Origin of the sequence: Alteromonas gracilis (assembly GCF_036870955.2) — a bacterium.
GTDB lineage: Bacteria > Pseudomonadota > Gammaproteobacteria > Enterobacterales > Alteromonadaceae > Alteromonas > Alteromonas gracilis_A.
The window spans coordinates 2,399,380-2,422,743 of the sequence record NZ_CP145482.2; the positions used below are offsets into that span (position 1 = coordinate 2,399,380).

Annotated in this window: 15 protein-coding genes, 1 tRNA gene and 5 pseudogenes; 10 read left to right on the forward strand and 11 right to left on the reverse strand. The window is 44.1% G+C overall.

Features of this window, described 5'->3' with window-relative positions; genetic code table 11:
- Positions 1-175: 175 nt before the first annotated feature.
- Entirely contained in the window at positions 176-2,470 is a 2,295-nt protein-coding gene (locus tag V6N89_RS11635) for an EAL domain-containing protein (protein WP_338517678.1), read from the reverse strand.
- Positions 2,471-2,744: 274 nt separating this feature from the next.
- On the opposite strand from V6N89_RS11635, the gene V6N89_RS11640 reads away from it, so the two are divergent.
- Positions 2,745-4,160 (forward strand): sensor domain-containing diguanylate cyclase, encoded by a 1,416-nt coding sequence (locus tag V6N89_RS11640; protein ID WP_338517679.1) that lies wholly within the window; start codon positions 2,745-2,747, stop codon positions 4,158-4,160.
- A gap of 367 nt (positions 4,161-4,527) precedes the next feature.
- Here V6N89_RS11640 and V6N89_RS11645 read toward each other — a convergent pair.
- From V6N89_RS11645 to rlmE, 7 genes and pseudogenes are all read right to left on the reverse strand, one after another.
- Positions 4,528-4,613 (reverse strand) — tRNA-Leu (locus V6N89_RS11645).
- Between the two features lie 9 nt (positions 4,614-4,622).
- Positions 4,623-5,027: a preprotein translocase subunit SecG gene (gene secG / locus V6N89_RS11650; RefSeq protein ID WP_338517680.1), complete on the reverse strand. Its 405-nt coding sequence runs from the start codon at positions 5,025-5,027 to the stop codon at positions 4,623-4,625.
- A gap of 10 nt (positions 5,028-5,037) precedes the next feature.
- Positions 5,038-5,781, reverse strand: coding sequence for a triose-phosphate isomerase (gene tpiA / locus V6N89_RS11655; RefSeq protein WP_338517681.1), 744 nt, complete (start codon positions 5,779-5,781; stop codon positions 5,038-5,040).
- 96 nt (positions 5,782-5,877) lie between these two features.
- A pseudogene (glmM, locus tag V6N89_RS11660) lies at positions 5,878-7,223 on the reverse strand (phosphoglucosamine mutase).
- A gap of 12 nt (positions 7,224-7,235) precedes the next feature.
- Positions 7,236-8,057, reverse strand: a complete 822-nt coding sequence (folP, locus tag V6N89_RS11665) for a dihydropteroate synthase (protein ID WP_346992720.1) — start codon at positions 8,055-8,057, stop codon at positions 7,236-7,238.
- 154 nt (positions 8,058-8,211) lie between these two features.
- The gene (gene ftsH / locus V6N89_RS11670; RefSeq protein WP_338517683.1) at positions 8,212-10,158 is read right to left on the reverse strand and encodes an ATP-dependent zinc metalloprotease FtsH; all 1,947 of its coding nucleotides are present in this window, start codon (positions 10,156-10,158) and stop codon (positions 8,212-8,214) included.
- Between the two features lie 100 nt (positions 10,159-10,258).
- Positions 10,259-10,888 carry a 23S rRNA (uridine(2552)-2'-O)-methyltransferase RlmE gene (rlmE, locus tag V6N89_RS11675; RefSeq protein ID WP_338517684.1) on the reverse strand — a complete coding sequence of 210 codons (630 nt, stop codon included), beginning with the start codon at positions 10,886-10,888 and terminating at the stop codon, positions 10,259-10,261.
- A gap of 95 nt (positions 10,889-10,983) precedes the next feature.
- Between rlmE and yhbY the strand changes: the two genes are divergently transcribed.
- Together yhbY and V6N89_RS11685 are read left to right on the forward strand one after the other, a co-directional pair.
- Entirely contained in the window at positions 10,984-11,277 is a 294-nt protein-coding gene (yhbY, locus tag V6N89_RS11680) for a ribosome assembly RNA-binding protein YhbY (protein ID WP_338517685.1), read from the forward strand.
- 101 nt (positions 11,278-11,378) lie between these two features.
- A pseudogene (locus V6N89_RS11685) lies at positions 11,379-12,159 on the forward strand (3-hydroxyacyl-CoA dehydrogenase).
- A 121-nt stretch (positions 12,160-12,280) separates the two neighbouring features.
- Here V6N89_RS11685 and V6N89_RS11690 read toward each other — a convergent pair.
- From V6N89_RS11690 to V6N89_RS11700, 3 genes and pseudogenes are all read right to left on the reverse strand, one after another.
- The gene (locus V6N89_RS11690) at positions 12,281-13,159 is read right to left on the reverse strand and encodes a GGDEF domain-containing protein (RefSeq protein ID WP_338517686.1); all 879 of its coding nucleotides are present in this window, start codon (positions 13,157-13,159) and stop codon (positions 12,281-12,283) included.
- A gap of 32 nt (positions 13,160-13,191) precedes the next feature.
- Positions 13,192-13,998, reverse strand: coding sequence for an alpha/beta fold hydrolase (locus V6N89_RS11695; RefSeq protein ID WP_338517687.1), 807 nt, complete (start codon positions 13,996-13,998; stop codon positions 13,192-13,194).
- A 130-nt stretch (positions 13,999-14,128) separates the two neighbouring features.
- Positions 14,129-16,524: pseudogene (locus tag V6N89_RS11700) on the reverse strand (Lon protease family protein).
- Between the two features lie 399 nt (positions 16,525-16,923).
- On the opposite strand from V6N89_RS11700, the gene V6N89_RS11705 reads away from it, so the two are divergent.
- The 7 genes and pseudogenes from V6N89_RS11705 (at position 16,924) to rlmH (ending at position 23,340) form a co-directional block, all read left to right on the forward strand.
- Positions 16,924-17,367 (forward strand): SRPBCC family protein, encoded by a 444-nt coding sequence (locus V6N89_RS11705; RefSeq protein WP_346992721.1) that lies wholly within the window; start codon positions 16,924-16,926, stop codon positions 17,365-17,367.
- A 223-nt stretch (positions 17,368-17,590) separates the two neighbouring features.
- A pseudogene (gene leuS, locus V6N89_RS11710) lies at positions 17,591-20,195 on the forward strand (leucine--tRNA ligase).
- 10 nt (positions 20,196-20,205) lie between these two features.
- Positions 20,206-20,724 carry an LPS assembly lipoprotein LptE gene (lptE, locus tag V6N89_RS11715; protein WP_338517691.1) on the forward strand — a complete coding sequence of 173 codons (519 nt, stop codon included), beginning with the start codon at positions 20,206-20,208 and terminating at the stop codon, positions 20,722-20,724.
- 7 nt (positions 20,725-20,731) lie between these two features.
- A complete protein-coding gene (gene holA / locus V6N89_RS11720) occupies positions 20,732-21,766 on the forward strand; it encodes a DNA polymerase III subunit delta (protein ID WP_338517692.1) in 1,035 nt (344 codons plus the stop codon).
- A 59-nt stretch (positions 21,767-21,825) separates the two neighbouring features.
- Positions 21,826-22,434 (forward strand): nicotinate (nicotinamide) nucleotide adenylyltransferase, encoded by a 609-nt coding sequence (gene nadD / locus V6N89_RS11725; RefSeq protein ID WP_431189798.1) that lies wholly within the window; start codon positions 21,826-21,828, stop codon positions 22,432-22,434.
- Between the two features lie 17 nt (positions 22,435-22,451).
- Complete coding sequence (gene rsfS / locus V6N89_RS11730; RefSeq protein WP_346992722.1) at positions 22,452-22,769, forward strand: ribosome silencing factor; 318 nt, start codon at positions 22,452-22,454, stop codon at positions 22,767-22,769.
- 98 nt (positions 22,770-22,867) lie between these two features.
- Positions 22,868-23,340: pseudogene (gene rlmH, locus V6N89_RS11735) on the forward strand (23S rRNA (pseudouridine(1915)-N(3))-methyltransferase RlmH).
- The last annotated feature ends 24 nt before the right edge of the window (positions 23,341-23,364 follow it).

The following is a 23,364-nucleotide window of genomic DNA, read 5'->3' on the forward strand; positions in this document are numbered from 1 at the left end:
CTAGAACATCGCCAGCGTGAATCAACACGATTGACTTTACCCGTTAATACTCAGTATTAAAACAATGCACTAAGAGTGCCAACTCTTACAATTGTATGGGCCACACTGTTGATGCCATACAGTCACTTGTTTCTGTGACCTTAACTAGCACTGTAAAACGAAAATTCGGCTATTGCTATGCGCCATAAGGTGTATTTTGTAGCCATGTCTCAAGGTCACTCAGCTTAAGTGGCCTACTTATAAAGTAGCCTTGAACGACGTCGCATCCCCACTCTCTCAAAATCTCTAAAGACGCCTGGTCTTCAACACCCTCAGCGACAACCTTTAAGTTAAAAGCGTTCGCTAAGCGAAGCACGGTATGGACAATTTGCTGATCATTATCATCGCTCGCAAGTGAAAGAATAAAGCTCTTGTCAATCTTGATAGTTTTTACAGGGAGATTCTTAAGATAAGCCAGCGATGAATAACCCGTTCCAAAGTCATCAATAGCAAAATGAAACCCACGTGCGGTGAGTTCAGACAAGTTCTCTATTGCAAGCGTGGCGTCAGCAACGAGATCGCTTTCCGTAATCTCTAGCTCGAGAGCCTCTGGCGATAGCCCTTTTTCATTGAGTTTGGCAACTAGCTTATTCAGTAACACCTTGTTCTGAATGTCTTGCGTTGACAAATTCATCGCTACTGTAAAATCGTAGCCCTTTTCACGGAAGTACGCTAAATCAGTAATTGTCTGTTGCATTACCCAAGTGGTGACTTGTTCAATTAACCCAGCTTGCTCTGCGATAGTAATAAACTCATCAGGCGGCACGAAACCCAACAGACTATTGTTCCAGCGGATCAGCGCTTCCATGCTTGATACCTTCATGGAAGCAAGGTCAACTTTCGGCTGATAAACCATAGACAGCTCATCTTGCTGGCTAGCCAATGCGCGTTTTAGTTCCGTTGTTATAGAAAGTCGTCTTGTGTACTTATCCTCAAGCTCTGGTCGATAATTAACACACCAATCTCCTGTGTGAATGGCTTCATCGGTAACGATATTCATTTTTCTAAACAGCTCTTCAGATGACGACGCATCTAAGGGGCAATTAATTATTGCCATGGCAACTTTAACTGGAATTGCAATTAGGTTACTTTCAACGGGTTGTTCCAAAATATGCTTCAGCGTTTCAAGTTGGTCGTTATTGAGCGCCTCATGCGTAATGTAAAGAATCTCGCCGCCAGCCAACCGCGCCGAAACTCCAGGCCATCGCTGCAATCTTACGGCAAGCGTCTTAAGCGTATTGTCTCCGTTCGAGTAGCCATACAGGTCGTTGATGGTTCTAAAACCCAACACCGTTATCGCAATGACCTGTACATTATTATTTTCGGCCATCTGGTTCTCAAAGTAATCTTCAACATAGTTGCGATTGTAGAGGCCAGTCAATACATCATGCTGTGCTTGGTAGCGAATATGTTTTTCACGACTCTTAATGCTGGCTTGCATGCTATCCACTGCATTCGCCAACTCAGATATCTCTTTTAGTTTTGATGGGTTATCAAGCGTTGCACCATAGGTGCCTGACGCGACTTTATTCACTGCAGCAACGAGGTTTGAGACTGGTTTACTCACGTTTCTAGAAAGTAACATTGATAATGCCAACGCAATGAGAATAGCAATTACAGTAAAAGCTAAAATGGTAATTTGAATACTTGTGAACGCGTCAAACGACACTGAAGTGTCCACCGCCAAGGTAATGTTCACAGGTAGACTTATCTCAGAAGAAAGATTAACCGTACGGGCAAAATATTTGTGCTCGTTCCCGAACGTTACTTCTAACCATGATGGGTCGCCTTTGGATGCAAGAACATCGCGCGCTATCTCGTTATCGAGCGTAGTGTTTAGTATGTTCGCCGTTGATATCTCAGAGATGATGATATCTGCATCTACCAGTGACTTCAGCTCATATAACAACTCTTGATCAAACTCTACGCCGATAATCATGTAATAACGCAACGTAGGTATTTCAACACGATACAAATTAAGCTGAAGCAATTGATTGTTCACAACGAAAAAGCCGCTATCTACTCCCTTCGCCGCGAGTTTTAGTGTACTTTCAAGCTGCTGTCCTTCTTCGAACAATGACGAGTGAGACACAACCACCGTGTGATCCAGGCTAACCAGTGCAATAATATCGGTATTTAAACGATTGGCATAACTGGTAAAAGCAGCATTAATAGAGGGAAGGTCTTCAGTGCCAACAGCACGTCTAAAATCAAAAGAGCGCGATAACACATTGGAGACATTGCGAATCACTTCTTGTCGGTCATCAACAACTTTATCGAATACTTTTTCGGCCAGTGCGATATCCTGATCGATATTTTCTACAACGAAAGAATTTGCCGATTTCCAAACGGCACCGATTATTAACAACGAGGCAATGACGATACCCAAAAACAGTGTTTGAAATAAGCTTTGACTTAGCGTTTTCTGCACTATAGCGCCTCTCGATGCATCTTGTTTTTGTTTGCAATACAAACCGATAAATAGAAGAATAGCCGATTCTAAATGTTTCGGACAGTACTAACACGCTGTATTTTCAGAATTTTAAAGCTTTGTTACAAATTGCCAGACACGTTGTGCTATTTTTTACCGCTCACGCTTGGATGTTCAGCTCCATTTTTCAAAATAGAGCATTTGTTACGCACTTGCTAAATGAAATCTGATACTATTATAACCGCTGCCTTTGGGGTACTGCGTAGAGGTCCAGATGTTCAAATTGCTCAGTGGTAAGCATTACCAAAGCTTACTTATTTTAATTCTGCTTACCTTATTATCTGTGTTCGCTATCACAGGTTACATTGCAATTAACAACATTGTATCTGAGCAAAGCCGCATTCAACAACAGGCTATCAGTCCTGTCTATTCCTTGGTCAACCAGGAATTATTAAAACCACTTAATATCGCTGAGACATTCGCCGAAACCATTACCTTTGAGCAATTGCTTGATAACAACATTGATGAGGCATTCTTGCTCGAAAGATTAGCGCGAATGGAACAAAGACTAGGTCTTATCTTCTTTGTTGCACTAGAAAAACAGCGTCGTCAACTTATGTCAGACGGCCGAGTATTTGACCTTATTGAGGGTAAAGTTTATTGGTACTTTGAAGCATTAAATACTGATAAGCGCATATTGGCGGACCTCGGGCAAGTCGGCAATGTTCACTTGTTTTTTGATGTGAAAATTTACAGCGATAGCGGAGAGTTCTTGGGGTTCGTTGGTGTTGGTAAACCTATAAAATCATTTGTAGAAACACTTACAGACTATCAAAAGCAATACGGCTACGAGTTTTTATTTGTAGATGAAAATAATCAAGTGCTTTTGTCATCTGTGCCAGACTTTATTGTAACTGATGAGTTTGTTCCCGCGCTTAGCAGCATTGAATGGTTTGAAGATACTTCGCTTGATATAGATGATTTAAACAATGTCATCGTTAATCACAATGATAATGAAGTGTTGATATCAGAAGTTAACATTCCTCAGTTGAACTGGCGCCTGTTATTGCTCACCCCTCTTGAAGCGCGCCAGGCAAAACTCACCCAGACATTTGCGGTAAATGCCCTGCTTGCCTCGTCGGTAATTATTGTGGTGATTACCGGAGTATTTCTTGCTTTCATAACGTATAGCCGCAAACTTGAAAAGCGCATGGAAGTGGATACGCTTACCGGTTTATCCAACCGAAACTACCTCCAAAAACGTTACCAGCGATTGCGCAAAAGGGCTGCAACGGTTTGCGTTGTTATGGTAGACCTTGACCACTTCAAACAAATTAACGATCAGCATGGCCATAATGCGGGAGATGAAGTGTTAAAGGCAGCATCGGCAGTACTAAAGCAAACGCTTCGTCGTGGCGATACAGTATGCCGTTGGGGTGGTGAAGAATTTGTTTTGTTAATACCTGCAATCCATCCAGATGATTGCCTGAGGCTTATTGAAAACGCGAGGGCTCAAATTGAACGCTGTACGGTTAAAACTGAGGCTGGCGAGATTAAGTTTACAGCCAGTTTTGGGATTACAGAGGGCGAAGCAAAAACCCAGTTGTCAAAGCATCTAGCTAATGCTGACCTTGCTCTATATGAATCTAAAAGAAGCGGCAGAAACAAAGTATCTTTTTATAAAAGATAGGGCTGTACATAGTTTAACGTCACGGAACATAAACAACTCAAATATCTCCCCTTTCTATTCACGCTTCACATGCACATAAATGCTTCTGTCAGATAGTAATCTAAGACTTTTCTTACCAAACTACGCGACTAGCGGGCTGCCTATTGAGTTACTTGTTTCGCTACTTATTTCGCTTTAGTGCTCTACTATTGTTCTATTTTTGAGTTGCTTCGCCAGCTACATGAATGAACCTACACCCACAATGAGTATGCAGTATCCTTACTTAGCCGAAAAAAAGTCTGACTGACACAGCAATTTGAGGCACAAAGCCTTTGGAAGCGAATTTAAGCCCAAAAAAAAACCGTAGCTGCTGCTACGGTTTTCTATTTGGTGCGGAAAGCGGGACTTGAACCCGCACGAGCTATGCTCACCACCCCCTCAAGATGGCGTGTCTACCAATTCCACCACTTCCGCAAAAACGTTTTATTCGTTACCGTCGTCTGACTTTGGAACGTCAGAGTCTTCGTTAGTCATAGCAGGTACGTCTGATTGCGCTTCAACGGCCATTGGAACGTCCTGATCTGCTGGCACTTCAATCGACGACTCAACCGCAGCAGGTACTTCAAGGTTTTCCCACTCATCTTGAGCGCTTTCGCGGTTTGCTGTCATCGCGCCTAGTGTAAGACTAATAAAGAAAAACAAACCTGCTAAAATAGCGGTGGTGCGCGTCATAAAATTACCAGAACCAGAAGAACCAAATACTGTATTTGAACCACCAGAACCAAATGAAGCGCCCATATCGGCACCCTTACCTTGCTGGATAAGAACAAATCCAATCAGCAAAAGTGCAACAATTAGGTATGCTACTAAAAGCACTTCGTAAATCATAAATACCTCGTCAGTTTGCCGCTTGGCAAATTGAAATAAAATCTTCAGCTTTTAAACTGGCACCGCCAATTAAGCCACCATCGACATCTTGCTGGGAAAACAGCGTTGCCGCGTTGTCCGGCTTAACACTACCACCGTACAAAATACGAAGGCCTTGCGCCAATTCTGCGTCTACTTTACTAAAGTATCCGCGGATAAATTCGTGAACGTCTTGCGCTTGTTCCGGGGTTGCAGTTTTGCCCGTCCCGATAGCCCAAATCGGCTCGTATGCAACTACGCTTTGCTTAAGTTCAGCAACTGTCATCACTGATGTTAATGCGTCTAACTGCTCTGTAACGAAAGACTCTACCTGCCCTGCCTCTCTTACTTCCAAAGGCTCGCCAACACATATGATTGGCGTTAGGCCAGAGCGCACACACTTTTGTGCTTTCTGTGCTACTAGGTGATTTGATTCACCTTGGTCTTCTCTTCGCTCAGAGTGGCCTACAATAGCATACTCACAGCCCGCTTCTTTCAACATATCAACTGACAACTCACCAGTGTGAGCTCCGTTGTCTAAATGACTTACGTTTTGAGCACCAACAGAAAAATGCGATTTATCAAGCGCGTGAATCAACACAGATGGCGTGCAAATAACAACTTGAGCGCGCGATGATAAGTCCGCGAGCTTTTGGTTGAAGTCAGCCGCTAATGCCACACTTCCGTTCATTTTCCAATTGCCAGCCACAAAAGGCTGTCTTTCGATTTTACTCACAACGTAGACCTTAGCCCTGTCTTTTAAGCGGGCGTGATATTAACTATTTAATTGATAAGTTACAAGCACAAAAAGCGAAAAATCCAGCTATGCCAACTAATTGGCGAGATTACGAACAGTTTCAGCAATATGCTCCGCCCATTTGGCAGATTGCTGTTCATCGTTGGATTCAACCATAACGCGTATCAAAGGTTCTGTCCCACTCTTGCGAAGTAAAACCCGACCCGTTTTGCCAAGAGCGGATTCCGCTTCCTTTTTCGACATTTGTACCTGCTCATGCGCCAAGTAATCGGTATCTTGGTTTTTATACCTCACATTGATAAGTGTTTGCGGGTACATTTCAAAACCGCTCGATAAATCATGAAGATCCATGTGAGAACGCAGCATCGCAGCTAATACCTGAAGGCCAGCTACAATGCCATCACCTGTTGAGCACATATTCAGATTTAGCACGTGACCTGAGTTTTCACCGCCAATTGCCCAACCTTTTTGCTGGAGCAACTCCATAACATATCTGTCGCCAACGTTACTTCGAGCAAAAGGCACGCCCAACTTGCTTAGCGCATTCTCTAACCCTAAATTACTCATTAGCGTACCGACTACACCACCTTGCATCTTGCCATTTTTCAGTGCGTCGCGTGCAATGATGTAAACTATTTGGTCGCCATCTAATACATTACCTAAGTGGTCGACCATCATTAATAAGTCACCATCGCCGTCTAGCGCAAAACCAAGGTCTGCCCCCGTTTCTTTTACTTTAGCGACAATATTGTCCATTGCCGTTGCGCCTACACCTTCGTTGATATTAAGACCATTAGGCGCAGTGCCAAGCTCAATCACCGTAGCGCCCAGTTCACGAAGTACGTTGGGCGCAATATGGTAGGTGGCACCGTGAGCACAATCGACAACAATTTTTAAGCCCGTCAGTGACAGCTCAGAAGGGAAAGTCCCTTTACAGAATTCGATATATCGGCCAGCGGCATCATTGATACGGACCGCCTTACCCAACTTATCAGATGCAACACATGTCATAGGACGCTCAAGCATGTCTTCTATAGCAAGCTCAATGTCGTCATCTAACTTAAACCCTTGCGCAGAAAAGAACTTTATTCCGTTATCATAAAATGGGTTGTGCGATGCACTTATCACAATCCCTGCTTCCGAACGAAACGTTTTGGTAAGATACGCAATAGCTTAGGTGTTGGCATAGGGCCTAGAAGGCCAATATCTATACCTGCGGCAGAAAGACCAGCCTCAAGGCACGACTCTAGCATGTAGCCAGATATACGTGTGTCCTTTCCTATAAGCACTTTATTTGTGCCTCTTCCAGCAAGCACCTTTCCTGCCGCCCAACCCAGTTTGGTCACGAATTCTGGGTTGATATCACTTTCACCAACTTTGCCACGGATACCGTCAGTGCCGAAATATTTGCGCTGAGTCATTATTCTTCCTTATTAGAGTGTATTCAGCATTTTTACGATATTTACTGCGTCGGCAGTTTCTTTAACATCGTGTACGCGTATTATTTGAGCGCCCATTTGAGCCACAATTGTAGCGAGGCAAATACTTCCCGCCAAGCGTTCATCAACTTTTCTGTCAAGCAGATTGCCAATCATTGATTTACGAGACATACCAGCTAACACTGGATAGCCTAGCGCCATTATATTTGGCAGATACTTTACAAGTGAATAGTTGTGTTCCAGTGTTTTGCCAAAACCATAACCGGGGTCGATGATTATCTGTTCTTTTGGAATACCAGCTTGTATACATGTCGCAACACGGGTTGATAAGAACTCTGATACTTCAGCCACAACATTTACATAGCTAGGGTTTTGCTGCATTGTGCGCGGTTCGCCTTTCATATGCATCAAACACACCGGAACTTTTGCATCCACTGCGGCGTTAAGCGCCCCAGGCGCTTGAAGTGCACGAACATCATTAATAAGGCCAGCATAAGCTCTCACCGCTTCCGTCATCACTTCAGCTTTACTGGTGTCAATAGAAATAACACATTCACTGTTTTCTGCTATTGCTTCAATAACTGGGATGGTTCTATCAAGTTCTTCTTGAAGCGATACATCCGGTGCCCCGGGTCTTGTAGACTCGCCGCCGACATCGATAAATGTCGCTCCATGCTCAATCATTTCTAATGCATGATTTACTGCAAGTTGGGTGGTGGCATGCTGACCACCATCAGAAAAGGAATCAGGTGTTACGTTTAAAATGCCCATAACGCGGGGTTCAGATAGGTCGATATAGTGGTTACCAAACTGCATGGTCAATTCACAATAAAAATTACAATATTAAAATGAAAACTCGCCTTAAGCCATATTCTAAAGAGGCAAAAATCTATGCCGTAATCAGTAAAATTTGTCAGGCGAAAATAAAAAAACGCCAGTAAAACTGGCGTTTTTTGACTAAGAGAGTTGGCTAGCTTGGAATATCACCAGGCTTGCCCACTGATGGCTTGTCTACACCATCACCTTTAATATCACCTTCTCGAACAGGCGAACCACCATTTGGCTTGTCACCACCCGTTGGACGGCTGTCATCCCAATCAGCTGGTGGGCGAACTTCAGTACGGTTCATCAAATCATCAATTTGTTTTGCATCGATGGTTTCATATTTCATAAGCGCATCTTTCATCGCCTCGAGAATATCAACATTCTCTTCCAAAATGGTCTTAGCGCGTTGATAGTTGCGGTTAATGATGTCTTTAACCTCTTCATCGATAGCTAACGCTGTTTGGTTAGACATACGAATCGAGTTAGATGTACCGCGCCCCATGAATACTTCGCCTTCTTCTTCAGCGTAAAGTAATGGACCCATTTTATCTGACAGACCCCACTGAGTAACCATCTTACGTGCAATGCTCGATGCTCGCTCAATATCATTAGACGCACCTGTCGTCACCCCAGCACTACCTAATGTCATCTCTTCTGCGATACGCCCGCCGTACAAGCTCGAGATCATGCTCTCCAATGCCTGCTTGCTCTGGCTATACTTATCTTGCTCTGGAAGATACATAGTCACACCCAAAGCGCGACCTCGAGGGATAATAGACACTTTATATACTGGATCGTGTTCTGGCACTAAACGACCCACAATGGCATGACCTGCCTCGTGATACGCCGTGTTAGTTTTTTCCTCTTCCGACATAACCATAGATTTGCGCTCGGCGCCCATCATGATTTTATCTTTCGCTTTTTCAAACTCTTCCATAGAAACAAGACGTTTGTTTCCACGTGCCGCAAACAGTGCCGCCTCATTAACAAGGTTGGCAAGGTCTGCACCTGAGAAACCAGGCGTTCCGCGCGCTATAAGCGACGGGTCGACGTTGTCGGCAACGGGTACCTTGCGAATATGTACCTTAAGAATTTGCTCACGACCACGAATATCTGGAAGACCAACCACAACTTGACGGTCGAAACGGCCTGGACGAAGTAATGCAGGGTCTAGTACGTCAGGACGGTTAGTCGCAGCAATGACAATAATGCCTTCGTGACCTTCAAAACCATCCATTTCCACAAGCATCTGGTTCAGCGTCTGCTCGCGCTCATCGTGTCCGCCGCCAAGTCCGGCGCCACGCTGACGACCCACCGCATCGATCTCATCGATAAATATGATACAAGGTGCAGCTTTTCTTGCTTGTTCAAACATATCGCGAACACGAGATGCACCAACACCCACAAACATTTCTACGAAATCAGATCCCGAAATTGAAAAGAAAGGCACTTTTGCTTCACCCGCAATGGCTTTTGCAAGTAGCGTTTTACCTGTACCTGGAGGACCTACCATTAGTACGCCTTTAGGAATTTTACCCCCAAGCTTTTGAAATTTTGACGGGTCGCGAAGGAAATCAACTAATTCAGACACATCCTCTTTCGCCTCATCGCACCCTGCAACGTCAGCGAATGTCACTTTGATTTGATCTTCACCCAACAAGCGCGCTTTGCTTTTACCAAAAGACATCGCGCCGCGACCGCCGCCGCCTTGCATCTGACGCATGAAGAAAATCCACACACCAATAAGCAACAACATTGGGAACCATGAAATGAAAATCGATGTCAGAAGAGACTGCTCTTCTGGTGGTTCACCGTATACCCTTACGTCATTCTTTACCAAGTCAGAAATCAACTTGTCATCAAAATAAGGCACGTTGGTTTGGAAAGTTTCACCTGAACGCTTCGTACCGCGAATTTCGCCGCTATTATTTATACGAACTTCACGAATATTTCCCTGTTCTGCTTCTCTCAAAAACGTTGTGTAGTCAGTTTGTGAGCGAGCTGATTCACTCGGTGAAAAGCTCTGAAAAACCGACATCAAAACAACGGCGATGACTAACCATAAGATTAAATTTTTTGCCATATCGCTCAATGCTACTAACCTCTATAAACCCGAACTGCTGTGTTTTTCAGCAACTTGATTACTGAACAACCAGACTCGTTCGCAACGAAAAACGCTTAACTCAAGCCTACTACACTTTATACCCACAAGCCACCAAATACACCTCACGAGAACGTGATCTCGACGAGTCTGGCTTGCGTGTCTTTATTGTGGTAAACGATTGTTTGAGTGCATTCATGTACTCAACGAACCCTTCACCTTGAAAGACTTTTATGACGAATGACCCGCCTGGCTTCAATACTTGATGACACATATCAAGCGCTAGTTCGCAAAGGTACATAGAGCGTGATTGGTCAACAGAAGCATTTCCCGCCAAGTTCGGTGCCATATCAGACAACACTATATCTACGGTGTTCCCACCGATTCTGTTCAACAGTGCATCAAGAACCGCATCTTCTCTGAAGTCTCCTTGTAAAAAGTCTACTCCGACGATGGGATCCATAGGCAAAATATCACACGCGATAACTTGTCCATTGTCGCCAACAAGTCGCGCTGCCAGTTGAGACCAGCCACCAGGCGCGGCACCAAGGTCAACAAGTGTCATTCCAGGTTTTATAAGCTTATCTTTTTTCTGGATTTCTTCCAGTTTGTAGATAGCTCGCGAGCGCCAGCCTTCCTTTTGTGCTTTTTGCACATAATGGTCGCTGACATGTTCTTGTAACCAGCGTTTACTGCTGGCAGAGTGTTTCTTTTTTGTCATTCCAATACAATGTCATTAGGATTGTTGACGAGATGGCGTTAGAATACGTTATTTCAAGCATAAACTAACAGATTAATTGTAAGAATTATTACTTCATGAAACTTTCAAACAAACAGAAACAATTTCTTAAAGGCCTAGCACACCCTCTAAAGCCTGTCGTGCAACTTGGTGCTAACGGTCTTACAGAAGGCGTGGTAGCGGAGATTGACAACGCACTAAACCACCACGAATTAATTAAAGTTAAGGTACCGACAGACGATCGCGAAGAAAAAGCACTTATTATGGACGCCATCGTTCGCGAAACCAGTTCAGTAAAGCTTCAGGTAATTGGTCACACATTGATCATCTATCGCCAAAGCGAAGACTGTAAAATTCAGTTGCCAAAATAACATCATAAAAGGTGTCGATATGCCGCGGCACCATAGTCTTTCCTCTTACTTCCCGTTAACATCACGTTAATAATAGTGAAACTTGGGAGTAAGAGAAAGCTATGACGTTAACGAATCTCACCGCCATTGTAATCGCAGCGGTTGTTCTGGTCTTGGACATGCCACGGCCATGGCACTTCGCGACGCTGGCGCAAACGTAAGCCTGTTCGATTTAAACGAAGAACAAGGAGCGCAGCGTGTAGAAGAATTGGGAAATGACAACACGCTTTTCACGAAAGTTGATGTTCGCGATGAACAACAAGTACAGCATGCAATTGATGCAACAATAGCGGCTTTTGGCACTATTTCATTGGTAGTGAATTGTGCTTAGGTATTGCGCCAGCCAAACGCTTATTAGACCGTGAGGGCAACCCTGCTCCATTGGGTGACTTTCAAAAAACCATCGATATTAATCTAGTCGGTAGCTTCAATGTTGCCCGCTTAGTTGCGGCTGCAATGGCAAAACAGTCACCTATTAATGATGAAGGCGAGCGCGGTCTTATTATTAATACTGCGTCTGTTGCAGGTTATGAAGGGCAAATTGGCCAAACTGCATATGCAGCAAGCAAAGGGGGGATAATCGGTCTTACGCTACCCATGGCAAGAGATTTAGCACCTCTAGGTATTAGAGTGAACACCATAGCTCCTGGGGTAATGGGTACGCCAATGCTATTAGCTATGCCAGATAAAGTTCAAGATGCACTTTCTGCTAACGTACAGTTCCCAAAACGCTTAGGCTTGCCTGAAGAATTTGCGAAACTCGTTATTCACATGGCCAACAACAGCTATTTAAATGGTGAAACAATACGTTTAGACGGCGGCCTGCGCATGCCGCCTAAATAAATGTTAAGCGGTACGTATGATGGGGAGCACACTGTTCCCCCTTATTATTTCACAGCCAAAAAAACACCAAAGAATTAAAAACGCTTAAATGTCGGGACATTTCCCTCCCGTTTTGAGGCGTTTAAAGCCTTATAATACCTTTTTCTTTATCATATACCCTAGTGTGCGCTCTTTGATTGTCTTTTGCTGAATATAATGCTTTATCAGCTTTTAATAATTGCGCAGCAATAACATCTGACTCTGTCAGTTCATCTTGTTCTAGTACCGCTACACCAATGCTTACGGTTAATGGATTACCATTTGGAAGTACAATGGCTGCGATAGCATTATGTAGCCTGTCGCTGAAAGATTTGATCGATCCAATATTCGTGTTATACAGAACAATCAAAAACTCTTCTCCGCCCCATCTGGCAACCACATCAGTTTCACGCACGTGCTTAAGGAGTAGGTTAGAAAGTTCTAGCAAAACCTTATCTCCCTCATCGTGTCCAAAGGAGTCGTTAATATCTTTGAAAAAATCGATATCTAAAAGTAGAAATGATAAAGGGAAAAAGGCTCTAGATGATTGGGTTATTAATACATTTATGTCGTCTTTTGCTGCTCGACGATTCAGCAATGGCGTTAGTGAATCTTTTCGACTAAGCGCTGTTAACTCTTCCGTCTTTTTTTCAAGCAAATCTTTTGCTTCTAGTAATTCCTGATAAAGTTTATCTCGCTCTTCGGCTACATAAATAGCCCAGTAAACGATATTGTCTGAAATTGTTAAATTCGCCACTGCTGGAACACGCCTTCCCCCTTCAGAAATCAGCGTAATTTGAACTTCTAAATACTTTCCGTTAGCGAGAATAATGGGTTTTATGTAGCTTTCATAAAAAATTAAGCTGGCTTTAGACACAATATTGGTTATTTTCGACTCAGCCGTTTTTTCCAAACCAAGGAAGTCGTGCGCAAATGGGTTCAACCAGATAATTTTCGCGGTTTCAATATCTGACTTTATCAATAAACAGGGAAAATCCTCCCCTACGCACTCACTCACCTAACAAACTCCATTAAGATTGAAGAAACATTGGCGGGATTCGTCATATGCAAACAATGCCCATGCGCATCAATAATTTTTAGCTGAGAGTGTGGCATTATTTTATTCATGTACTCTCCCACAGCGGTAGAAGCTAGATTATCGTGTTTGCTTTGTACAATTATTGTGGGAAGGGTAAGCTTAGACAGCAAGGCCCTGTCGTCAGCGAAAAAGGTGGCTTTGGCAAAGGGCTTTGCATATTTAGGATCAGTAGAGCAAAAACTGGACTCAAGTTCTTGAGTTAATGCTGAATCGTTGTCTAGACCCATAACGAGAGGCGCCAAGTAATTCGCCCACCCCAAATAGTTTTTGTCCATCAAATTAATTAATTCTTCTAAATCTTCTTTGTCGAAGCCACCTTCATATTCAGGAGGAAAGTTAAGAAAGCAAGGAGAGGGACATATCATAGCAAGCTTTGAAAAAACGTGAGGAGACTGAATGGCGGCATGCATACCAATCATGCTGCTTACAGAGTGACCAACAAAAATCACATCATGTAAGCTTAGTGCCTCGCAGATATCCAGTACATCTTGCGCGTAACCATTTAACGTTGAATAACGCTGTTTGTTATAAGCTGAATAGTCAGAAGAACCGCACCCCACATAGTCGAATAAAATAACTTTATATTGCGTATCGAGATACGGTAGCAGGTGGCGCCACATTTTCTGATCACAGCCAAAACCGTGAGCCAGCATTATTACCTTATCGCCTGAACCATGAATCGTGACATTATTTCTTGCCTCTACACTATGAGGATGTGGCATAGTATTACCTCAAAATATTTTACGTTCGCAAAATGAACATAGCGAACAAGACGACAATAATCGCTGCTGTTACTCTCCTAGTTACTTTAAACGTAGCACGATTACCTGAAAGGAAAGGTGAATATTTCATTTATTCGCCGTCACCACCGTTTACCATTAGCGCAATATTGTACAAGCGATTTACTGCGTGGTAGTTGATCGAGTTTTTAGGGTAGCGCCCCTTAGAGCTAATTTTACCCGCTTCCTGTTCCATCAAAATAGTTAACGCATCGTCAACCGTTTCAACCGTGTAGATATGGAACAACCCTTTCTTAACAGCGTCGACAACGGTTGTATCAAGCACTAGGTTAATCGCATTTGATTTTGGGATAATAACCCCTTGCGTACGGTCAATCCACGATGCTGACACAGGTCAAAAAAGCCCTCAATTTTTTCGTTTACGCCTCCAACGGCTTGCACCTCACCGTATTGGTTTATCGACCCAGTGATAGCCAGTGTTTGTAGACAAGGAATCTCAGTAAGTGCTGAGATGAGTGCGACCAATTCACCTAACGACGCACTATCACCATCGATGTGTCCGTACGACTGTTCAAGGGCGATGTTCGCTGAAAGCGTGAGTGGAAAGTGTTGCGCGTACTTGTTGCCCAAATACCCATTTAGCAACATAACGCCTTTTGAGTGAATTGGCTGACCAAGTTCTACCTCACGCTCAATATCCACAACACCGCTGGCACCAGCGAACACGGTAGACGTAATACGTGCAGGTGTACCAAAGGCTGTATCGCCAATATCTAATACCGTTAGACCATTTACTTTACCGACCGCTTTCCCTTCAGTGGCAATAAGTACATGACCTTCTTTAATATCGTTAAGTAACGTCTGACTTACCCTGCCTGTACGACGCTTCTTGGCGCTCAGCGCTGTGTTAAGATGGTCGAGTTCCAACACTTGCGCGTTTGACTTTTGGCAAAAGTAAAATGCCTCATTGACCAGTTCAATGACTTCAGCAAAATGCGCAGACAGTTTTTCTTTGTGCTCAGCCATTCTTAATGAGTATTCCACTAAACGACACATGGCGTTTGCAGTTATGCCCTCTAAGCCCAAAGTATGCAAATGCGCTCTGACTTTGCCGACAAAGTCGAATAACGCTTGCCGTGTTACCGGAATTTCTAAATCAAAGTCAACCAGTACCCGAAATAGCTCGTCAAATTCATCATCGTAGTCTTGTAGTGTGTAATACAAGTCTCGCGATCCTAGCAGCACTATTTTCACATTTAAATCAATAGGTTGTGGGTTCAGCGTAATGTTATTCACCATACCCACGTCTTGTTGAGGCAAATCCATGCGTAAGCGCGTAGACTTTATCGCCAGCTTCAAGGCGTCCCATACATAGGGCTGTTCAATAAGTTGGTCAACATCAAGCAGCAAATAGCCACCATTTGCACGGTGCAATGCCCCAGGTTGAATCATGCGATAGTTAGTGAAAACGCTACCATGAATATTGGTGTACTCAATTTTGCCAAACAGATTTTGGTAAGTTGGGTTGGGTTCATAGATAACAGGAGCTGCGTCATCAAGTTTGTTTGATACAAGCACGTTGGGAAGAAATTGTTCCTCAAGGAAGATCTTTTTATCAAAGTCGTCGCTTTTTTCTTCTTTTTGCTCTTCGCTATGGATAACTAACACGGCATTGACTAAAGCCGTTTTTAGTTGCTTTAAAAACTTCATCACACCAAGGTCTGACGAATATTTGTGCTCGAGTACCTTGATGAGCGGTTTTATACCCTGCTCCGCAGTTGTTTTGTCTAGTTCACGTAGCCTCTCTGAATTTTCACGCTTCCACGTGGGTAAACTCAACAGATTCTCACTAAGCCTGTTTTCAAGTTCATCGATAAGCGCGTAAAAACCTTCTCGCTCACTGTCGCTTAAACTGGCAAAATCGTTATCGCTTATTGGTTTACCGCCGATAATAGGCGAAAACGTTATTGAGCCACCTTCCTCATACAGCGCCACATTATTTGCTTGCGCATAACGCTCTACGGCATCGATAGCAGCATCGTATTTTTGTTCAAATTCACGAGATATCGATGTGCGCCTGCGTTGGTAACCCGGATTATCAAAAGCAATGGGCAAAGAGTCCAACACATCATCAATCAATGCTGCCATATCTTTATGAAATGCTTTGCCACCGCCCGGCGGGAAACGCAATACAATTGGTTCGCGCTCTTCATCAAAGTTATTGATGTAGCACCAATCGTCAGGCGCGGGTAATTGCGTGACTTGTCGTTCGATATAGTCTTTCACTAGGGTGAATCGACCTGTGGCAGGCTCACCCATTACATACAGGTTGTAGCCTTTGGTATTAATACCTAGCCCAAAGGTTAGCGCTTCTCGCGCGCGCTCCTGCCCAATAAAAGTGGCATTCAGAGCTTCGTTGTCTTTCAACGCACTGTTGATGGCTCGGCGATTTATGGTAGGCGTTAATGCTTCAATTTCTAACTCGTACAAGGTAGTGTCTACAGACATGCTTTTCTATCGTTGTTGCTTTAAAGTAAGTGAACCCCTAATTAACAATTGTGTCAAACGCTTATCCTTCATATCTCCCTTTATTGCACTCAACTGCGCAAGAATCGAGCACAACATCTTACATAAGATCAAAGCGCTATGGTGCTTAGCGCTAAATCTTACTAGTATGGGATAGCAAGGTTCTACGAATAACTCGCTAACAATAAAAAGGGATTGCAAACTATGACAACACCAGACAGTACTTCTCGACTCATCTCGCGCTGTGCCCCTTGCAGCCAAATACTGTTCAACTCGGTCGTTTTGCGCTCGTTACTGTTAAGTTCATTTCTCCTAGTATGCAACAGTAATGTCCATGCTGACGTCAAGTTTGCTACCGAAACAGGGTTTTCTATCACAAATGTGAGCAAGAGTAGCGCGCCTATCGAGGCGGTGTATTCACATTTCGTGCAGCACATAGACATGTGGTGGCCTAAAGATCATACCTGGTGGAAAGGTACACTTAGCATTGATGAGCGCGCAGGCGGCTGCTTTTGTGAATCGAAAGACAACGCTAGTGCTCAGCACATGCAAGTAACCTACATACAACCCAACAAAAAAGTTGTAATGACTGGTGGGTTAGGCCCACTGCAGGAAATGGGCATGTTCGGCGCACTGACTTGGCAGTTCGATGAGCAAGAAAACGGTGAAGGAACAACAGTGACACTTACTTACACCGCGTCAGGGCATATTCATTTTAACGGCAAACCCGCATCATTAGACGAAGCAAAGGGTTTGGTCAAAGTTGTAGACCAAGTTCAGGAACAACAACTCAGCGCCTTAACGTCATTTAGTGACAAAAACTAAGCTGACACACGCAAACATGGTTACTTTTCCAGCAACTAACAATAAAAATGTCCTAACCTAGTGTTAAGCTATTGAGGCATGGCTTCGCGCTGGGTTATTCTAATGGGCTATGTATATGTTCAATCGAGTCATTGCGCCAAAATTTCAGCAAAAAATGCTGCAAAGTGCTTAAAGACTATCGATATAAAAACGTTTTAACTCTTAATGCGGAAGCCTAAGTTTCATGGCCGATAATCAGTACAACCCTAAAGATATAGAACAACGCGTTCAGCAATACTGGGAAGACAATCAATCTTTCAAAGCAAATGATGAAGAAGGCAAAGAGAAATTTTATTGCCTGTCGATGTTCCCATACCCTAGTGGCCGTCTCCATATGGGTCACGTACGCAACTACACTATCGGCGATGTAATTAGCCGCTTCCAGCGTATGCAGGGTAAAAACGTGATGCAACCTATGGGTTGGGATGCCTTTGGTCTACCTGCAGAAAATGCTGCAATTAATAACAATACTGCACCTGCCAAATGGACGTATTCAAATATTGATTACATGAAGAACCAGCTTCGTTCATTGGGTTTTGGTTATGATTGGGACCGTGAAGTTACTACCTGTAAATCTGACTATTACCGCTGGGAACAATGGTTCTTCACCCGTTTGTACGAGAAAGGTCTTGTTTACAAGAAGAACTCTACCGTTAACTGGGACCCTGTTGACCAAACTGTACTTGCAAATGAGCAGGTTATCGATGGTCGTGGTTGGCGTTCGGGCGCCTTGGTTGAACAAAAAGAAATTCCTCAGTGGTTTATTAAAATCACTGATTATGCTGAAGAGCTGTTAAAAGACTTGGAACAGCTTGAAGAGTGGCCTGATCAAGTGCGTGCCATGCAGGCTAATTGGATTGGTCGTTCTGAAGGTGTAGAAATTACTTTTAACCTTTCAACGCCTGCCAATGACATCAATGACTTAACGGTATATACCACTCGCCCAGATACCTTTTATGGTGTTACCTATGTGGCGGTTGCTGCACAACACCCACTGGCTGAATTTGCGGCCCAGTCGAATCCTGAACTTGCTGCTTTTATCGAAGAATGCAAAAACACCAAAGTTGCAGAAGCTGAACTAGCAACAATGGAGAAAAAAGGCTGTGCAACTGGTTTTGAGGTTGTTCACCCGCTGACTGGTGAGACTCTGCCTATCTGGGTAGCGAACTTCGTACTAATGGATTATGGCTCTGGCGCAGTGATGGCTGTTCCGGGACACGACCAGCGCGACTGGGAATTTGCGACAAAGTACGATTTACCTATTAAGCAAGTTATTGCCCCTGTAGCGGGTGACGAGGACAAGTGTGACCTAACGTCTTCTGCCTACACGGAAAAAGGTAGCCTAATTAATTCTGATAAGTTTGATGGCGCAGATTTTGATGCGGCATTCAACGGCATTGCCGATGAGCTTGAAGGCAAAGGGTGCGGCAAGCGCAAAGTGAACTACCGTTTACGCGACTGGGGTGTTAGCCGTCAGCGTTATTGGGGCGCACCTATTCCAATGCTTAATTTGGAAAACGGTGAGTCTGTGCCTGTTCCGGCAGATCAGCTACCTGTTGTGTTACCAGAAGACGTGGAAATGGACGGCGTTACTTCGCCCATTAAAGCTGACCCTGAATGGGCAAAAACTGCGTACAACGGTGAAGCCGCACTGCGCGAAACTGATACCTTCGATACGTTTATGGAGTCGTCTTGGTATTATGCTCGCTATGCCTGCGCGACAAATAACGACGCGATGCTTGACCCGAAATCTGCCAATTATTGGTTGCTAGGTTGACCAATACATCGGCGGTATTGAGCACGCTATCTTGCACTTGTTGTATTCGCGTTTCTTCCACAAACTACTTCGCGATGAAGGCCTTGTGAACTCAGATGAGCCATTCAAGCGCCTATTGTGTCAAGGCATGGTACTGGCAGATTCGTATTATCGTGAAGACGCTTCTGGCAAGAAAACATGGTATTCACCAACACAAGTCAGCACTGAAAAAGATGACAAAGGCCGCATTGTAAAAGCGTGGCTAACTGCCGACGGTGAAGAAGTTATTCACGGCGGCATGACAAAAATGTCAAAGTCAAAGAATAACGGTATTGACCCACAAGAGGTTATCGACCAATACGGTGCCGATACAGTGCGTCTATTTACTATGTTTGCAGCGCCACCAGAGCAAACTCTTGAGTGGGTTGACTCTGGCGTTGAAGGGGCAAACCGCTTCTTGCGTCGTATTTGGAAACTTGCTAGTGAACATGTTGAAAAAGGCGCGCCTGTTGCGCTTGACGTTAAAGCGCTTTCTAAAGACCAGCAAGCATTGCGTCGAGAAGTACACAAGACCATCGAGAAAGTGTCAGATGACCTAGGTCGTCGCCAAACATTCAATACTGCAGTAGCCGCAATTATGGAGTTGTTAAACCATCTTCAAAAAGCGCCACAAGAAAACGAGCAAGACATTGCAATCATGCGTGAAGCGGTAGAGTCAGTATTGTTGCTTCTTAACCCAATCACCCCTCACATTGCCCATGAACTGTGGAAAGTGCTAGGACATGAACAAGATATTGATGTGGCACCTTGGCCAACGGCTGACAAAGCTGCGCTAGTAGAAGATGAAAAACTCATCATTGTACAAGTAAATGGCAAGGTTCGTGCAAAGATGACTATTGCTGCGGATGCAACAAAAGAAGCCATTGAAGAAGCTGCAAAGAGCCAACAGAATGTACAACAATTTATTGATGGGAAAACGATCCGCAAGGTAATCGTTGTACCTGGCAAGCTTGTTAATATTGTAGCGAACTAGGTAAAACTGCATGAAAAAGTACTTTCAATTAGCGATTGTATTGCTTGGCCCGTTGTTAGTAGCAAGCTGTGGCTTTCACTTGCGAAGTGGTCCAAGTCTGCCTAATGATATCAACACGGTTGCTATTGAAAGTGCGAGAGCACACGCGCCGCTGGCGCGTGCGCTTGACAAGCATTTAAATGTTTACGGGTTACAGAGCGTTCCAAGCGACGACAACCCATCGACAAAGAACGTAAATATCTATTTGTTGCCCGAACAATTAGAGCGCCAGTTACTATCAGTCTACCCTTCAGGACAAGTAGCAGAATACGAGCTCATCTATATCGTGCGCTACCGTGTCCAATTCCCGAATAAAGAGCCTCTGATGGCACAGTTTGAAGTGGTTAGGGATTATCAAGACGATCCAGACCAGGTACTAGCTAAATCAAGAGAGCTCGAGTTAATGCTTGATGAAATGCGCGATGAGGCTGCCGATATCATTGTTAGACGCCTCTCTAGTCAAGCAGTTGCAGCATTAGACGCGCAATAATCAGGCTATGCAAATATACCCCAATCAATTTCCCCAAGACATCAAGAAATCATTGAGGTCTTGCTATCTTGTGTTTGGAGACGAGCCTCAACAGAAATTTGAGGTCATTGAGCAAATTCGTACGAAAGCAAAGTCCAGCGGTTTTGAAGAACGAACAGTATTGGTAGCCGAAACAGGCTTTTCCTGGAATCAGCTTATTGAAGCAACTCAAAGCATGTCGTTATTTTCAAGTCAGCAGTTCATTGAGCTTGAGCTTCCAACAGGTAAGCCTGGAGCCGAGGGCAGTAAGATGCTTCAAGAAGTCGCTGCATCACTGAATCCCGACATTCTTTTACTTGTCCACGGTCCAAAGATCGGTAAAGACGTTCAGCGCGCGAAGTGGTTCAAAGTTCTCGATGACGTTGGTGCCTCTGTATTGTGCTATCCCCTAGAGGGTAAACAGCTTACTAGCTGGATTAACCTGCAGTTACAAGCACATCAGCTCAACGTTTCATCGAGCGGCGTAAAAATGATAGCGGATTTCTGTGAAGGCAACTTGCTAGCTGCTAAACAAGAGATTGACAAACTTGCCCTGCTTTACCCTAATCAATCTATTGCTGAGCCTCAAATTGAACATGCGATGGTTGATCAGTCGCGCTATAACGTGTTCCAACTTGTTGACGTAATGTTAAGTGGCGACAGTACACGATGCGTGAAAATGCTGTACCGCCTTGAAAGTGAGGGGCTTGAGCCAAACATTATTATTTGGGCACTCATCCGTGAATGGGAACAGTTGTGGAAATTAAAGGCAACACTACAAAACCGAGAGCCTATTCAATGGCAACGATTTGGCATTTGGCGCAACCGTCAGGGATTTTATCAAAATGCCTTAAATAGATTGAGTATCGAGCAACTGGAAGATATTCAATCTGCGCTCAGTAAAGCTGACCATGCCTTTAAACAGAATGTTATCGCCAGACCATATATCGAGTTATGCCACCTTTGCATGATGTTTATGGGGCATGATTTGCGAGCCATGCCATTTCTGGAGTTGTCGAGTTGACCTGTACAGACCAGCTTTCGGTCAAAGCAGTATTAGGCGGTACCTTTAATCCTCCGCACATGGGTCATATAAACGCGGCCCTGAATGCTGCAGATACACTAAACATAGATCAAGTCCACTTGATGCCTTGTAAAATTCCACCTCACAAACCTGTCAGCGTGAGTGAGGAGCACAGAGTTCGCATGACAGAACTTTGCTGTGAGAATAACGCGCGCTTGGTTCCAGAACTCATAGAGCTTTCGCTACCTTCGCCGTCTTACACGGTAAAAACACTTCGGGCACTTAAACAACAAAGCAAACAGTCAATCTGTTTTTTCATTGGCGCGGATTCCCTGTATAATCTCGATAAATGGTTCGAGTGGGAACAACTGCTAAAGTACTGTCACCTTGTTGTTATGCGTCGAGATAGTGAGTCTTTCACCCCGAATGATGCAATAAGTGCCTGGTTAAATGAATATGCAGCGAATAATGCGCAAATCATTCATGAACAACCGTCTGGTTCAGTAATATTGGTGGACACACCACTCTACCCCGTTTCATCCACTGATATACGTAATGTGTTACGTGTGGGAGGGCGTGAAAACAACGCCAATACCATTAACGTTAATGAATGGGTACCTCGAAACGTACTCAACTACATTGCCGCTAATCAGTTGTACATAAGTTAAATAAGTGAGGAAAACTCTTGGAGAGTCAACAACTCAAACAGTTTGTAAAAGACAAAATTGACGATATGAAAGCACGCGATGTCATTGAACTCGACGTTCGCGGCAAGTCAACGATCACAGATACAATGATTATCTGCTCTGGTAACTCAAAACGTCATGTTTCTTCTATCGCTGAGAATGTAATGGTAGAAGCTAAAAGTGCTGGGCATGCACCTAGCAGTGTTGAAGGAAAAGAGACCTATGAATGGGTGCTAGTGGATTTTGGTGATGTTATTTTGCATGTCATGCAAGACGAAACACGCGACTTTTATCAACTAGAAAAACTGTGGTCATAATTTCAATTCGTTAAAGCACGTAACATCGCATAAAGCGACGCTGTTCCTCTTTTAATAGCGTCGCTAAGCGTTTGTAAGCAAGTAGTAAGGGAAACGAAGTGCGCATACAAATTGTCGCAGTGGGAACGAAAATGCCCAACTGGGTAAATGCTTAGGTGTAGACGAGTTTATTCGTCGCTTTCCCAGTGACATGCCGGTAAATTTTACCGAAATACCCGCGGGAAAACGCGGCAAAAATGCAGATATAAAGCGGATACTTGAGAAAGAAGGCGAGCTTATGCTTGCTGCTATCCCAAAAGGAAATCGTATCGTCACGCTTGAAGTTACAGGCAAACCCTGGGATACCCCCACCCTCGCCAAGCAGTTGGACCTTTGGAAAATGGATGGCCGAGATGTCAGCCTTTTAATAGGTGGCCCCGAAGGATTAGCCCCTCAGTGTATTGCTGCTTCTGAGCAAAAGTGGTCTCTATCAGCCTTAACATTGCCACACCCACTTGTTCGTATTATTCTCACAGAGAGCTTATACCGTGCGTGGTCTGTGACCCAAAATCATCCCTATCACAGAGAATAGGTCGCGAAACCACAAATGCAAAGG